This is a genomic window from Chitinophagaceae bacterium (genome assembly GCA_016717285.1).
Taxonomy (GTDB): domain Bacteria; phylum Bacteroidota; class Bacteroidia; order Chitinophagales; family UBA10324; genus JACCZZ01.
Genome location: JADKFU010000005.1, coordinates 1267493 through 1281908 on the forward strand (window position 1 = coordinate 1267493; position 14416 = coordinate 1281908).

Below are 14416 nucleotides of genomic sequence, written 5' to 3' on the forward strand. Positions count from 1 at the left end.
ATGGAATTGTGATTTATTTAAGTAGCGCTACACTTCCTTTTTCAAACTGTTCTTCGCCATTGCCATTCTTATATCGCGCCGTCCATACATATTCTTCAATAGGTAATAACACTCCGTTTTCACGACCTGTCCAGCCATTGTCAGGATTATCGGAAGAGAATATCAATCTGCCCCATCGATTAAATATTTTGAGTTCATAATCCACAATCTCATCAAGAAGTACGGGTTTAAGCACATCGTTCAATCCATCACCATTGGGCGTAAATGCATTGGGCATGATCAAGGCTTTTTCACAAACTGATTCAAAAACAATTTCATCAGTTCCTTTACAGCCGTTTGAATCCGTTACCTGCAAACTATATTGTCCGGGTGCTGTAAATGTTGCTGTGTCTCCGGTTAAATGGTTGCTCCATTGATACGAAGTGTAACCAGGAACACTAATCGTGCGAACGAATTTTCCGCATACAGCACTGTCAGCAGGAAGAAAATTTTCAGGGTTTTGATATACTCCGGAAATGACAATGGTATCACTTGCCGAGCAGCCCGAGAGATCGGATACTTTCACCCAATACATTCCTTCAGCAGCAGCTTGAATGCTCTTGTCATCACTGCCATCATTCCAATAATAAGATGCAAATCCGTTTCCGGCATCAAACACTGCTGAAGTCCCTTCACAAATTGTAGTGTCTTGTCCGAGATAAACAAACGGATTGGCCAACACTGTGAGTTGTGTAATGAGAATACTGTCGCAGCCATTCGAGGCGATCAAAGTGTCCATGTAATTTCCAGATAAGGTCTGACTGTCACCGCCTGCAAAATAAGATTGACCATCACAAATGGATACACTTCTATTTTCGTAAACAGGAAAGAGCACTTGTAAATGTGTGGTTAAAATGCTGTCGCAGCCGGCGGCACTTTGCAAAGTGTCGATGTAAGTTCCTGTAGTAGTTTGAAAATTTCCGCCAGTGAAATAACTACTGCCATTGCAAATGGAAACAGCAATTGCATTGTTGACAGGTGAAATGATTTCGAGTACCGTTGTTACTATGCTGTCGCATCCTGTTGCGCTCTGAAGAGTATCAATGTAAGTACCCGCTGAGTTTTGAAAATTTCCGCCCGCGAAAACGGAATCACCAAAACAAATTTTTTGTGTTACGGTGGTATATAATGGTAAGATCAATTGAAGATGCGTAATGATAATACTATCGCAACCGGTGCTGATGGCGGTAAGTGTATCATTATAGAATCCGGCTGATTTTTGAAAGTTTCCACCTACAAACATCGAATCGCCTTGACAGATAAATGAATTTAAATTAGCATAAAGTGGAAGAATCAAATGAAGATCTGTTGTGAGCATGCTGTCGCAGCCTGCTGCACTCACCAGCGTGTCCATGTATAATCCTGCGGTATATTGATAGGCTCCTCCTGTAAGCAAAGAATCATTTTCACAAATGAAAACTGTACGGAAACCACTTACGGCAAGAATAATATTCAGATGGGTAATGATGACGCTGTCACAACCGGAAACAGCAGTGAGTGTGTCATAATAAATGCCGGTTTGTGTTTGAAGACCTCCTCCGGCGAGATAACTGTCGCCCTGGCATATGGAAATATTCAAGGAAGTACTGATTGGCGCAACTACAGAAAGTGTAGTAACGATCACGCTATCGCAACCTGTTATTGCTACTGCAGTATCATTGTATATTCCCGGCAGGTGCTGAAAATTTCCAGCTAAGAAAACTGAATCACCCTGGCAGATGTTCATGCTTACATTATGATAAACCGGAGCAATCAAAGATAACGTAGTCGTGATCACACTGTCGCAACCAAGATGATTGATCAGTGTATCATGATAAATGCCTGCAACGTGCTGATAGCTTCCACCCACAAAAAAGGAATCGTTGCTGCAAATGGAAATGGAACCGGAAGATGCCGAAGTTGAAAGGAGTGATAAATAGGTAAGAATAATACTGTCGCATCCGGCTGAAGTATTTAATGTGTCATAATATAATCCGGCTGTTGTTTGATTTTGGCCAGCAGCAAAATAGGCGTCGCCGTTACAGATATATGCATACACATTGGTGAACTTCTCCGGATACACTGTTATAAAAACTGAATCTTTATGAACCGGTGTACATGGATTTACATAACCCGTAAGTTTATACCAACCTGAAGCTCCAGGAACTGCATTTGGAATAACAGGATTCTGAAGTGCAGAGGTAAAACTATTCGGACCGCTCCAGGTATATTGAACAGAAACATTGCTTGCACCAGTCAGCTTGATCGAATCATGCTCACAGTATACAGCACTGGAAGAAGTGGCAGTTACATCAGGTGCAACACAATCAGGTGCGAGTGCAAGGTTGTTACAGTCATTAAATTCTTCATAATACACGACAGTATTGACTGCATCAAAAATTTTAACGTAATCAACTTTACCTGCTTCGCGAAAACCTATCACCAGGTTATTAATATTGCATATGCTGCCGGAATAGTTCATGGCGAAAAAATTAGATCCGTCGTAAGACCATTTCACCACATTGTTGACGAAGTCAAGCCGGATCGTTCGCCACGAGGTGAGATCCATCACTAATTGAGGAATGTTGCCCATCCAACTGCTGCCCACATAAATTCCTGTGTAAATCTGGGAAGAAGGCAGTCCTTCCAGCAGACAACCGGCCGTGATACCACTCCCCGTGAGTGATAGCCATGTATCGCCGGCAACAGCACCACCTTCCGCCGGATCATTCTTCAATCGAACTTCGACGGAAAAATTATTGGTGATGCAAAAGGTGTCCTTCAATGAAAAACTTACATAATAAGGATTGGGAAAGGAAGCGGAAGGTGTCGCTGTTAATATCCCACCTTGAAAGACAGTTGAAGCAGGAAGCACTTCGGTAATAGGCCCGCCGGCTCCCGGATCAATAGATGCTTTCCATCGTGAAGTGTCGCACTGCGCAATCACGGAATCGACAGATGCCATTGAACATGTCAATACTAATGTGGCAAACAACAAACATCTTGTAACAGGATTGATCAATGGTTTTGATTTCGTAAAATTTTTTCCCTGAAAAATGAATAGCTGCATTGCAAAAGGTAAAATTTCTATTTAAAAATTATTGCAAGACAACCGTTATTTTTTCTGGCGGGAAAGATATACGCATTAGAAAATTTGGTGCCACAAAGGTACCCTGAAGATTTGACAGGAAAGATTGGATTAAGTATTCGTTATCAATGGTTTATATCTGGTTTAGTTCCTGTTTTCATTTCTCAGTCAGCGGTTTTTGCCGCATAATTAATTTGAACCAGGGAGTGAATTTTTGTGGATAACGCGATAGTTCTGTGGATAAGGCCGTCATAGACAGCCATTTTACTGATTTCACTTCATCTGGATTCATTTTGATGGCATCATTATAATTCCCCGTCAGGATATAATCGAATTCATGTTCAGTAAGGCCGCTTTTACTATCGTGAAAACAATATTGAATAGAATTGAGCATGCTGAGTTTTGTGCTGATTCCCAATTCTTCCATCAATCTTCTTTTCGCGGCGGCGGTTATTTTTTCTCCCGGTCTTGGATGACTGCAACAGGCATTTGTCCATAATCCGCCAAAATGATACTTGGTATCCGCGCGTTGTTGCAAGAGCATTTCTCCCTTGCTATTAAAAATAAAAATGCTGAATGCGCGGTGCAGCCATCCCTTTTCATGAACTTCCATTTTTTCTGCAATGCCCGTCTTTTTCCCAGACGAATTTACCAGCACTACCAATTCTACATTTTTTTTCTTTGACTTCATTGCTAACCAGGCTAAAAACAAATTTAACAGGATTCAGACTAAGTTGTTTTAACTTCATCGCGATTTGTTGCCTGTTACAAAGCGCATTAACATGAATGTGTTTTATCGGTTTGCAACAGCAGCGTTTGAATCCAGTAGCCCGTAACTTGTGTGTTGTGCGAAGCATCAGGCATTTTCAATCCTGATCATTTGATTAGTGTCTCCATTTTTTAAAAACAGAAAAATTCAGTTTATAGTTATGAAACTTGACCTACTTGCTTTTGGCGCCCATGCTGACGATGTAGAACTATCATGCAGCGGCACTTTGTTGAAACAAATCTCTCTTGGAAAAAAGGCCGGAATAATTGACCTGACACGCGGAGAGCTGGGTACGCGTGGTACACCGGCTATCCGGGAACGGGAAGCGCAGAATGCTGCTCAAATTATGGGCATCGACATTCGTGAAAACCTTGGCATGCGCGATGGTTTTTTTGTAAATGATGAAGTACATCAGTTACAGGTGATCAGGATGATCAGGAAGTACCAGCCTGAGATCATTTTGGCCAACGCCATTCATGATCGGCATCCTGATCATGGCCGTGCAGCACAGTTGATTGAAGATTCTTCTTTTCTTTCAGGCTTACGAATGATTGAAACAGTTGAAGAAGATATTCAACAGGATCCCTGGCGACCGAGAGTTATTTATCATTATATCCAGGATGAATGGATCGAGCCTGACCTGGTGGTAGACATTTCAGTCTTTTTAGAAAAGAAGCTGGAAGCTATCCGTGCTTTTCAATCACAATTTTTTGATCCAAAATCACGCGAACCCGAGACCTATATTTCACGGCCTGATTTCATTGACAGTCTTATTTTCAGAGCACAGGAATCGGGAAAGATGATCGGAGCAAAATATGGGGAAGGATTTACGAGCCGCAGAAAAACAGGTGTTGACAATTTGTTTCATCTTAAATAAACTGTAATTATTTGAAGTGCTTTTCATTCTTGCGAAATGGAAGCGTAAGACCAGCCGTTACAAAGTATTCGAAAAAGCTGAAATGCTGATCTGCCCGTTGCGGAACATTGTCATTCAATAAAATATCAGGCAGATTTACAAATCCGAAACGCGTTTGAGCTAACAGGAAAAAATTTTTGAAAAATTCAAAACGAACACCGGTCTTAGCAGAAATTCCATACCCTGCAAGATGAAATTTATTGTTGATGCCTTCACCGAACACCCTTACATCTGTTCTCGGAATCATCGCAGCGATGCCTGCTCCGGAAGCGAGGGACATATTCATCTTGTCATGAAACAAGTTTAGCAAGGGCAAGGTATATTCTACGTCAAGGCTCAGCAGATTAAGTCCGTCTGTATGTTCGAATTTCAAAAAATCCTGCGTCAGCACCATGGCAGAATCGTGATAACTGCCGGCATAATCTGCACTGGCGATATCGTCAATTTCACCGGACATGAGTACGGTCTGGTTTTGATCCATCACATATTTCATATGATCAAGTCCAAGCGAAATACTCCAGCGGTTGTTGAGATAATAACCAATCCGGTAATTGTATTGTGGAATAGTAATGCTTGACGGGTTGAAATACACACCAAAAGAAAAAGGAGTAGGGCGGTCATGCGCCACCACATCAAATACAGTAAAGTTGTAATCCGGACCTTCAAAGTGAATATCACTGTGAGTAAAAACGGAACCGTTGTATCCCCAATAGATGTAAAATTTTCCACTGTGGTTATTGGTGATAATCCCTGATCCGGTTTTTTTTTGAATAGCAGTTACTGAATCCGTTAAATTCAGTTGATTCGCCGGTGAATCTGATTGAGCACTTAAAGAGAAAGCAACCAAAAGAATAGCACAGCTACAGATAATATTTTTGGTCATTGCTGATTAATTGGAATAGGGATTTGAAAGTGCGCAAGATAAGTCTAAAATTATACGGAGGTTCGAATTGTTAGTCCACCTTGGTATAAAGCGGAAACTGCTTTTAAACTTCTAAGAAAGACGCAGCAATTCCCGGACTCCGGAAAACTTTCGTTTTGAAATATCTATCAGTGAACCATCAAGCAACTTTAGTCTGTGATCCTGGGTGATGTTGCTTACGTATTTTCTGTTGACGAGATGTGCACGGTGCACGCGGATAAAATGATGGTCACTTAGTAGTTCATCATATTCTTTTAATGTTTTGGAAGCCATAACAGGTGGCTGCCTGTTCATAAAAAACTTTGTATAATTAACATCACCTTCGCAGCGGATAATGTCATCGGTATTCAACAGGTGAGTGCCTTCCGTTGTATTAATTGCAAGACGGAAATATTCAGGTTGCTTCACTTTATAATTGTGCAGGAAATTTCCAATGCGTTTATCAGCATTAATTGTCGTTTTGCCTTTGAATCGTTCCAATGCTGATTTCAGTTCTGTGATCTGAACAGGTTTCAATAAATAATCAAGCGCGCTGAACCGAATCGCTTTGATTGCATATTGGTTGTAAGACGTGATGAAAATGACTTCAAAGTTGATTTCAATCAGGTGTTCCAGCATTTGAAAGCCACTCATGTCGGGCATTTCAATATCAAGAAAAACCAGCTCCGGATGATGTTTTTGAATCGCTTTTAATCCATCACTTCCATTTTCACAGGTGGCCAGTAATTCTATCTCCGGAAAAAACTTCCTGAATAACTGTTGCAGCTGATCACGTGTATAAAGGTCGTCGTCAATAAGCAGGGCCTTAATCATCTCGTTTACTTATGAATTTACCTTCAATTCATTTTTTACTTCTTCCAGCGCTGCCGTGCAATCGTTCATCAGCAATTCAACGTCACCGGTAATGCGTTCTTCACGATGGTAATTTGATTCAATTGTTTCAGCCAGTTTTTTAGCCCTGCTTAATCCAAGCGATGCCATTTGCGGTTTCATTACGTGAACTGTTTTCCTGATAAGAGTGAAGTCTTGCGTTTCCAATGCCTTTTTCAAAGTTGACATACGCGCAGGTATCAATTCATAAAAAAGCCGCAGGTAACGGGTAACCTGAACAGCATCACCAGCCACGAGATGCTCTAAATGATCGAGGTGTATCCATTGATACTTTTCAGTTGGCTGTATGATGGTTTCCGATAAAACAGGTTTGTCTTCTTCCGTTGAATTTTCTTTGTGCCTGCCGTCCATTTTTTTGCCCAGCGATGATCCAATGGCCTTCAACAATTCCTTTGCAGAAAATGGTTTTGGTACATAACTGTTCATGCCGGCTTCTAAACATTTATCAATATCGCTGCGGATTACAGAGGCTGTAAGCGCGATAATCGGAATGGAATTTTTTAATTCGTTTCGAATGATTGCTGTTGTTTCGAAACCATCCATTTCCGGCATTTGAACATCCATGAGGATGAGATGGAAGTCGTTAGCCGTTATTCCTGAATCATTAGATGTTGTAACTGGTGCGAGTGCAGAAAGTATTTCCTTCCCGTTTTTACAAATACGAACAGTTACATTGGGGATGTATCTTTTCAGCATGTCATGAATCAGCAACTGATTATATTCATTGTCTTCTGCCACTAAGATGCTGATGCCTTGCAATTCTTCGCCCATGTCTTCTTCATACACCAATTCATTTTGTTGCAGCAGTTGCCATTCTGCTGATGTCGGAATTGTATAGGGAATGGTGAATGAAAAGACGGATCCCATTCCTTCATTGCTGTCTACTTCAAGGGTTCCCTGCATCATTTCCACAAGGGTTCTGCTGATGGTTAATCCAAGTCCTGTTCCGCCACTGCTTTTTTTGTTGGAGTCAGCCTGCGAAAAACTTTCAAATATTTTCTGCAACTGATCTTTTGGAATTCCAGGCCCTGTATCTGTTAGCGAGAAGGTGATGGTCTTTGCTACAGGATCAGCAGAAGTGCTGAGAACAACTGTTCCGGCGGTAGTAAATTTCATAGCATTTGCCGTCAGGTTCATCAATACCTGCGTAAGTCTTGCTGCATCACCGGATAGTAAAGGCGGGACATGTTCGCCCACTTGTAATTTCCAATTCAATTTTTTTTCTGCCGCTTTCAATTCAAATGTTTCATAGATAAGATTGAGCACATCGTGCAGGCGGAATGGTGCTTTTTCAAATTGCATTTTTCCCGCCTCGAGCTTACTGAGATCAAGTACATCATTGATGACGACCAATAAATTATCGGTTGATTTTTTTATCGTATTGAGGTATCGCAACTTTTTTTCCGGGGATTCTTCGTCAAACAGTAAACTGGTAAAACCGGAAATCGCATTGAGCGGTGTCCTGATCTCATGACTCATGTTTGCAAGAAACTGCGATTTAAATTTTTCACTTTTCTCCGCGCGGAGCTGTTCCTTTTCAGCACGTTGTTTCTGTTCTTCAATCACTTTGTTTTGAAGTTGCAGCTGCTTTCCTGCACGTTGCTTGATCTGGTAGCGGTTGAATAACAGGAACGCAATCATTAATAGTACTGCGACACCGGCAATCAGCAAGTTTTTGATCAGGCGTTGCTGATTCACTTCTTTCTGCTGCAATAATTTTTCTTTGTTGAGCAATTCAATTTCCTTTTCCTTCTGTGCGATGCTGTATTTGCGCTCCAACTGTTCCGTTGCTGAAGTTTTTGCAATAGCGTTAAGGGTGTCGTGCAGCGACTCATATTTCAATGCATACTTAAAAGCATTTTCATAATCACCCATGCCTGCATACGTATTGGCCAATCCTTTGAGCGTGTATTCCAACTGATCCTGGAAATCTGCAGGTTCCAGCAAAGCCTCTGATTTCTTATAGTATTCAAGCGCTGACTTATAATCTTTACGTAGTAAATAAATTTCAGCTGCGCCGCCGTACGTTCCGCCCACCAGGAGATTTTCATAACCATTATCGTTATATAACGTCAGTGCCAGCTGATAATAGTAAATAGAACTATCAAGATTCCGGGTTTCGCGATATTGATCGCCAAGAGCGGAATAGCAATCAGCAAGTTCAATACTATCGCCATAAAATTTTGACTTTTCGACTGCAAGATGCATATAATACAAAGCGCTGTCAGTATTACCCAATGCTCCATACGATTGTCCGACATTCGAAATGAGTGTTATGATCCTGATATCTTCCTTGATTTTACTCAACTGATAACCTTTCAGCTCGTATTCCAGCGATTTCGTGTAATCATTCTGTTCGAAAAAGATACCTGCTATGGAACCGTAAACCGCTGCAAGCAAATTAGCAGATCCGGACTTTTCAGCAATAGGGATCACACCCTGAAGAATTTTTAATGCAGTTTCATAATTGCCAATCCGCGACTCCACCGCTCCGAGTTGAGTGGTGTATTTTGTTTCCGAGATAAGGTTTCCGAGTTGTTGTGTTATGCTTATCGAGCGCATGAAATAGTTTCTCGCAGAATCAATATTGCCTTCCTCAGCATATACTTTAGCCAGCGTGAAATAACTTCTCATGAGGGAAACAGGGCTCTTTATTTTTTCTGCAATTGCAATACTTTCTTTGGAATGTGTGGCTGCTTCCTGAAGGTCAGTAACAATTAATTCCTCTGCAAGCCGCACCAGATAATAGGCTCTTACGGAATCCTGCTGAGGATGATTTTGCACCATCCTTCTTAAACTATCTGCAATTTGAGTCTGAGCACGCAGGGTGCCGGAAAGAGGAAGCGTCAATAATAGTATAATCAGCGTTCGAAGTAATACTTTCATAAGCAATGTGCTGCTGTTATCAGATGAATATTGGTGTTAATTTTCTCAAGTAATATCCTGATGCTTAAAAGCTGACGAGACATTCTGTTCTCCGTAAAATAAATTGATCTTGATGAATAATCGTTGCTTTTCTTCTGATTGCTATCGGAAAGGAGCATGCTAACAGTTCAAGGAGGGAGCATGAAATGCAGTTTGCCTGATCTTATTTTCTGCTTCATCTTCCTCTCAAATTCCCGCTAAATCAATCCTTCATCCCGAATAATAACCGGATTTGGTTTGGGCTTCCCGCTGCATCTATTTTCGTTCGAACAAAAATCAACAACTATGAAAAAAATTTTCTCAATTGCCTTTGCGCTCTTCGCCGGATTTGCTGTGGCTTATGCGCAAAACACTTTTCCTGCAACGGGAGCCGCAGGAATTGGGACAAGCACGCCAAACGCGTCTTCACTTCTTGACATCACTTCTACCACCAAGGGAGTGCTGATTCCCCGTATGACAAAAGCACAACGTGATGCTATAGCGGCACCTGTAGAAGGGCTGATGATTTATCAGACCAACAGCACACAGGGATTTTATTTTTATGATGGTAATTCATGGGAACCCGTTTCAGCAAAAGGCGCCACCAAATCATTGGGAAATTTAGTGTCACCTACAACTGTCGGAGTAGACCTGCTGCCTGGAACTGATAACCTGGTCAACATAGGTTCGTCTGCATTTTCCTGGAAAGATATTTTTGCTGAGGGAAATGCTTATGTAGGAAATGGAATTCACATTGGCGGAACCACTTTGCCGGCAGCGCGTCTGGAGATCACACCTACGAGCACTATTCCTGCAGCTATAAGAGTGAACCCTTTTGTGTCAGGTATTACGGGCGGCACCGGTGAAATGCAGTTTATGGAAACTGTTGCCAACGGAACCAACTACGTTGGTTTCAAGGCACCAGCCTCCATTTCAGCCAATAAAGTATGGACCTTGCCTGCTGCTGATGGAACCAATGGACAGGTACTTTCTACCAATGGCGCCGGTGCATTAAGTTGGGTTACCGGAACAGGAGGAGGAGCTGAAACTGATCCGCAGGTTGGCACTAACACTACCAGTTTTGTTCCACGTTGGAATGGCACCGCATTAGTTACCGGAAGCATGTATGATGATGGAACCAATATTGGTATTGGATCTTCTTCACCGCTTGCTAAAGTGTATATAAATTCTGATGCTTCTCCAACCGTTCCCAATCTCTGGATCAATGAATCAACAGGTACAGATTATGCCCGCCTTCGCTTTTCTTCCATAGCAGGTGATGAAAGAAAATGGGAAATCGTTACAAAAACTTCCAACACGCTCGAAACTGCCAACACTTTTATTATTAGTCAGACTCACCTCAACCCTGTTAGCCAGGCTTTTGATTCAGATAGTCGTCTGGTGATTGATAATTCGGGACAAGTAGGTATTGGTACTTCATTGCCGCTTGCCCGCTTGAATGTAACGGCCGATGATGACGAGGTTCCTTTCCTTATTTCTGATAACCAGTTAGGTACCATTCTAAAGGTTACTCCTGGATCCACAGGCGGTTTGTCCGTCGGAAACGGCACTGCTCCAAGCCATGGATTAATGGTTACCGGTCAATCAATTCTAGGTTCCACATCACTTACACTTGCCACCACCTTTGATCTTGGAGTGGATGCTGATGCTTATTTCAAAAGCCGCGTTGCCATTGGAACAACCAGCCCAAATTCAACTTTGCATGTGAATGCGCCAAGCGGCGATGATGCAATGCGGATCCAGGTAAACGGAGCGAGCAAACTATTTGTAAGCAGCACAGGTGGTGTAACAGTTGGTTCGGCAACCACTCCTCCTGCTAACGGACTGTATGTGACCGGTAGTCTTGGTATTGGTACTGCAACACCAGATGCACGTCTTCGTGTTGAAGCAACCGGAACTGAAAATCCTTTTAAAGTTGTGGTCAATGGAAATTCTAAAATGTATTTATCGAATAATGGCGGGTTGGCTATTGGAAACGCAACCACCGCTGATCCTAATGGATTGTATGTATTCGGAAACGGAAAGTTTGGAGGAGCCTCAAATCCGGTAACATTATCTGTTTCCGGCAGTGGAAAGACCATGATCGTTAGCGGAACAGACCCATATATACAATTGCAGAATGGCGTGACAGATAAGGCCTATATGAGAGCTGATGGCGATAATTTATTATTAGCGACCAATTCAGAGAACACTACTGGCAAAGTTATTTTACGGGCTGCCGGTACCAATACACTGTATGTAAGTTCAAATGGTACGGTTGGTATTGGTACTGACGATACAAAAGGATATAAGCTTGGGGTAGACGGCGGTATTATCTGCGAAGAATTGAAAGTGAAAAATTCTACCAACTGGCCTGATTATGTTTTTGAAAAAGATTATCAGTTGAAAGACATTGATGAGATGCAATCTTTTATTGAATGCAATAATCACCTTCCGGGAATTCCTTCTGCTGCTGAAATGAATGAAAAGGGAATTGATGTGGGTGAAATGCAAAAAATGCTCTTGCAGAAAGTGGAAGAGCTCAGCTTGTATGTGATAAGCCTGAAAGAGCAGAATGACCTTTTAAATGCCAAGGTGGAACAACTGAACAAGAATTAATTATTCAACTCAAAACTTCTTATCATGAAACGAACATCAATTTTAATACTCATGATGATCCTTGTGCTGATCATGAATAATGTTTCCGCTCAGCCATTAAAAATTGAGGACACACTTTTCTGGAATGTGGAAATGAATAGCATGGCCAACCCCAGGAGCAACCGCGACTGGATTTTTTTCCGGCCTGAATTTAATGCAGACCCAATGTTGTTGTTATCAAGCTATAAAAAAGCATTCAACCTTGGTGCGGATGATGAGATGCGCTTTGTAAAAATAAGCGAAGATCAATATGGCTACCATCACTATACTTTTGATCAGTACTACAAAGGAGTCCGCATTTACGATGGAGAGTTTTTGGTGCACGTTGCGCCTGATGGAAAGTTGTTTTGTGCGAATGGTAAAATGAAAAGAGGACTTTCTCTTGACACGAAGCCTGTTATTACGGAAGCTGCTGCGGTAACTATTGCGATGACACAGATCAATGGAGTAAAAGGACTGTGGAACTATGCTGCAGAAGAACAAAAACTTAGAGCTAAACGAAATGATCCTTCAGCCACCTGGTTTCCGAAAGGAGAACTGATGCTGAGAGCGAAAGAAGGTACCGATCATTTTCATGATGGAACAATGGTGCTTGCATGGAAATATGATCTGCATGTACGGAATGGTGTCGCGAAAAGGGTTTTTGTAAATGCAACAACAGGAGCTATTCTGAATGAGATAGATATATCGGACTTGTGTAACCCGGGAACAGTAAATACCGGTGACCTATCAGACGGCTGGTACGGCACTAAAAATATAAACACCGATAAAGGTTTAGGCCTTTACTATCTGATTGATGATTGTGATCCCAACATTCTCATTCATACTTATTCATACGATTATTTTGCAGGGGAAGAAAGCGAGATTGCAGATGCAAATAATGTGTGGGATGATCATGGTGATCCGGCCGAGATATCCGGTGCCACTACACATTGGGGTGTAAAAGCATCCCGTGACTATTATTCTTTTTTTCACAACAGGCATAGCTGGGATAACGACTTTGGAGACCTGATCTCTTATGTGAATACACAAATGGATGTGAATGAAGATGAAGCCGACGCAACCAATGCCTGCTGGGGTTGTAATGGAGACGTGATGACTTTTGGATCTGGTGAGGATTATTATTCTGATGATAACTGGAATTCAATTGATGTAATTGGTCATGAAATGACACACGGTGTTGACCAATCATCACATGACCTTGACGGTGATGGCGAAGCAGGTGCCTTGGGCGAATCTTATTCAGATATTTTCGGGGAACTGATAGAGGGCTACGTATTTAATGAAATGGATTGGATCAACGGAACGCCCGTGGGAAGCAACAGAAACCTTAAAAATCCGAATAGCAAAAACAGTCCGGATACTTATGGCGGAGATTTTTGGAACGGACAGGAAAAATACAATATGGCGAATGTTCAGAATCATTGGTTCTACATTTTATATGTTGGTGATACAGGCGCCAATGATTTTGGAATAAATTATAGCGTGGAAGGCATTGGAACTGCTGCAGGTGATATTGCATATTTGGCCCTGACAGAATATGTTACGAGTGCTGCAACGTTTGAAGATTCAAGAAGTGCAACACTTCAGGCTGCCATTGAAATCTTTGGAAGTTGCTCTAACGAAGCCATACAAACAGGCAAAGCATGGGATGCGGTGGCAGTGGGTGAACTCACAGAAGATTATTTTGAGAGTGTATGCGGAAATATTTTATTCGGTTCCTGGCAGGCAATTGGCGAATTGCAGAGTGGAGGCGGCACCTGTACTACTACAGCTACGCCTACCATATCAAGCGTCACGTTTTCTGCAGGATATTCTGTTACATTATCTGAGGGATTCAGTGCTTCCTATTCCGGCAACAACACATTTACGGCTTACCTCGAACCTTGTGCGTACACTATTTATGGAAAGAGCAGCAATGAAACTTCTGAAAATGTAGCGTATGAAGAGGAGGAACAGCCAACAGCGCAAGAAAGTTTTTCATTGTTTCCAAATCCTGCTGCTGATGTAGCGATTGTAAAATTTAATCTGACTGAAGAAAAAAATGTTACTGTCATGGTTTCAGATTTAAACAGTCGGATAGTTTCGAGGCCAATCACCAATGCGAAAATGGATATGGGTGAACACCAGATAAGGATTGATGTTTCACAACTTAATCCGGGCATGTATGAGGTGCAGCTTTTTAGCGGAGCTGAAATAAAATCGCAAAAACTGGTGATACTCCGGTAGCGTATTTTAATGTTGCTATGA

Annotated in this window: 8 protein-coding genes; 3 read left to right on the forward strand and 5 right to left on the reverse strand. The window is 41.8% G+C overall.

Annotated elements, in window-relative coordinates:
* Positions 1-13: 13 nt before the first annotated feature.
* Together IPO83_15090 and idi are read right to left on the reverse strand one after the other, a co-directional pair.
* Positions 14-3088 carry a gliding motility-associated C-terminal domain-containing protein gene (locus IPO83_15090; GenBank protein MBK9732577.1) on the reverse strand — a complete coding sequence of 1025 codons (3075 nt, stop codon included), beginning with the start codon at positions 3086-3088 and terminating at the stop codon, positions 14-16.
* A gap of 175 nt (positions 3089-3263) precedes the next feature.
* Entirely contained in the window at positions 3264-3797 is a 534-nt protein-coding gene (gene idi, locus IPO83_15095) for an isopentenyl-diphosphate Delta-isomerase (GenBank protein ID MBK9732578.1), read from the reverse strand.
* A gap of 238 nt (positions 3798-4035) precedes the next feature.
* Here idi and bshB1 point away from each other — a divergent pair, with 238 nt between their 5' ends.
* Complete coding sequence (gene bshB1, locus IPO83_15100; protein MBK9732579.1) at positions 4036-4752, forward strand: bacillithiol biosynthesis deacetylase BshB1; 717 nt, start codon at positions 4036-4038, stop codon at positions 4750-4752.
* A gap of 7 nt (positions 4753-4759) precedes the next feature.
* Here bshB1 and IPO83_15105 read toward each other — a convergent pair whose 3' ends face one another.
* The 3 genes from IPO83_15105 to IPO83_15115 all read right to left on the reverse strand — a co-directional run bounded on the left by IPO83_15105 (position 4760) and on the right by IPO83_15115 (position 9490).
* A complete protein-coding gene (locus IPO83_15105) occupies positions 4760-5674 on the reverse strand; it encodes a hypothetical protein (GenBank protein MBK9732580.1) in 915 nt (304 codons plus the stop codon).
* Between the two features lie 111 nt (positions 5675-5785).
* Positions 5786-6526, reverse strand: a complete 741-nt coding sequence (locus tag IPO83_15110) for a response regulator transcription factor (protein MBK9732581.1) — start codon at positions 6524-6526, stop codon at positions 5786-5788.
* A gap of 9 nt (positions 6527-6535) precedes the next feature.
* Positions 6536-9490, reverse strand: coding sequence for a tetratricopeptide repeat protein (locus tag IPO83_15115; protein ID MBK9732582.1), 2955 nt, complete (start codon positions 9488-9490; stop codon positions 6536-6538).
* 324 nt (positions 9491-9814) lie between these two features.
* On the opposite strand from IPO83_15115, the gene IPO83_15120 reads away from it, so the two are divergent.
* Together IPO83_15120 and IPO83_15125 are read left to right on the forward strand one after the other, a co-directional pair.
* Positions 9815-12127 carry a hypothetical protein gene (locus IPO83_15120; GenBank protein MBK9732583.1) on the forward strand — a complete coding sequence of 771 codons (2313 nt, stop codon included), beginning with the start codon at positions 9815-9817 and terminating at the stop codon, positions 12125-12127.
* A gap of 24 nt (positions 12128-12151) precedes the next feature.
* On the forward strand, positions 12152-14395 hold the full coding sequence (locus IPO83_15125; GenBank protein MBK9732584.1) for a M4 family metallopeptidase: 2244 nt from the start codon (positions 12152-12154) through the stop codon (positions 14393-14395).
* Positions 14396-14416: the final 21 nt, after the last annotated feature.

Bases quoted from the DNA above. Each gene is read 5' to 3' on its own strand.
- bshB1 (MBK9732579.1), top strand. From the start codon at position 4,036: ATGAAACTTGACCTACTTGCTTTTGGCGCCCATGCTGACGATGTAGAA.
- idi (MBK9732578.1), bottom strand. From the start codon at position 3,797: ATGAAGTCAAAGAAAAAAAATGTAGAATTGGTAGTGCTGGTAAATTCG.
- IPO83_15110 (MBK9732581.1), bottom strand. From the start codon at position 6,526: ATGATTAAGGCCCTGCTTATTGACGACGACCTTTATACACGTGATCAG.
- IPO83_15105 (MBK9732580.1), bottom strand. From the start codon at position 5,674: ATGACCAAAAATATTATCTGTAGCTGTGCTATTCTTTTGGTTGCTTTC.
- IPO83_15125 (MBK9732584.1), top strand. From the start codon at position 12,152: ATGAAACGAACATCAATTTTAATACTCATGATGATCCTTGTGCTGATC.
- IPO83_15115 (MBK9732582.1), bottom strand. From the start codon at position 9,490: ATGAAAGTATTACTTCGAACGCTGATTATACTATTATTGACGCTTCCT.
- IPO83_15120 (MBK9732583.1), top strand. From the start codon at position 9,815: ATGAAAAAAATTTTCTCAATTGCCTTTGCGCTCTTCGCCGGATTTGCT.
- IPO83_15090 (MBK9732577.1), bottom strand. From the start codon at position 3,088: ATGCAGCTATTCATTTTTCAGGGAAAAAATTTTACGAAATCAAAACCA.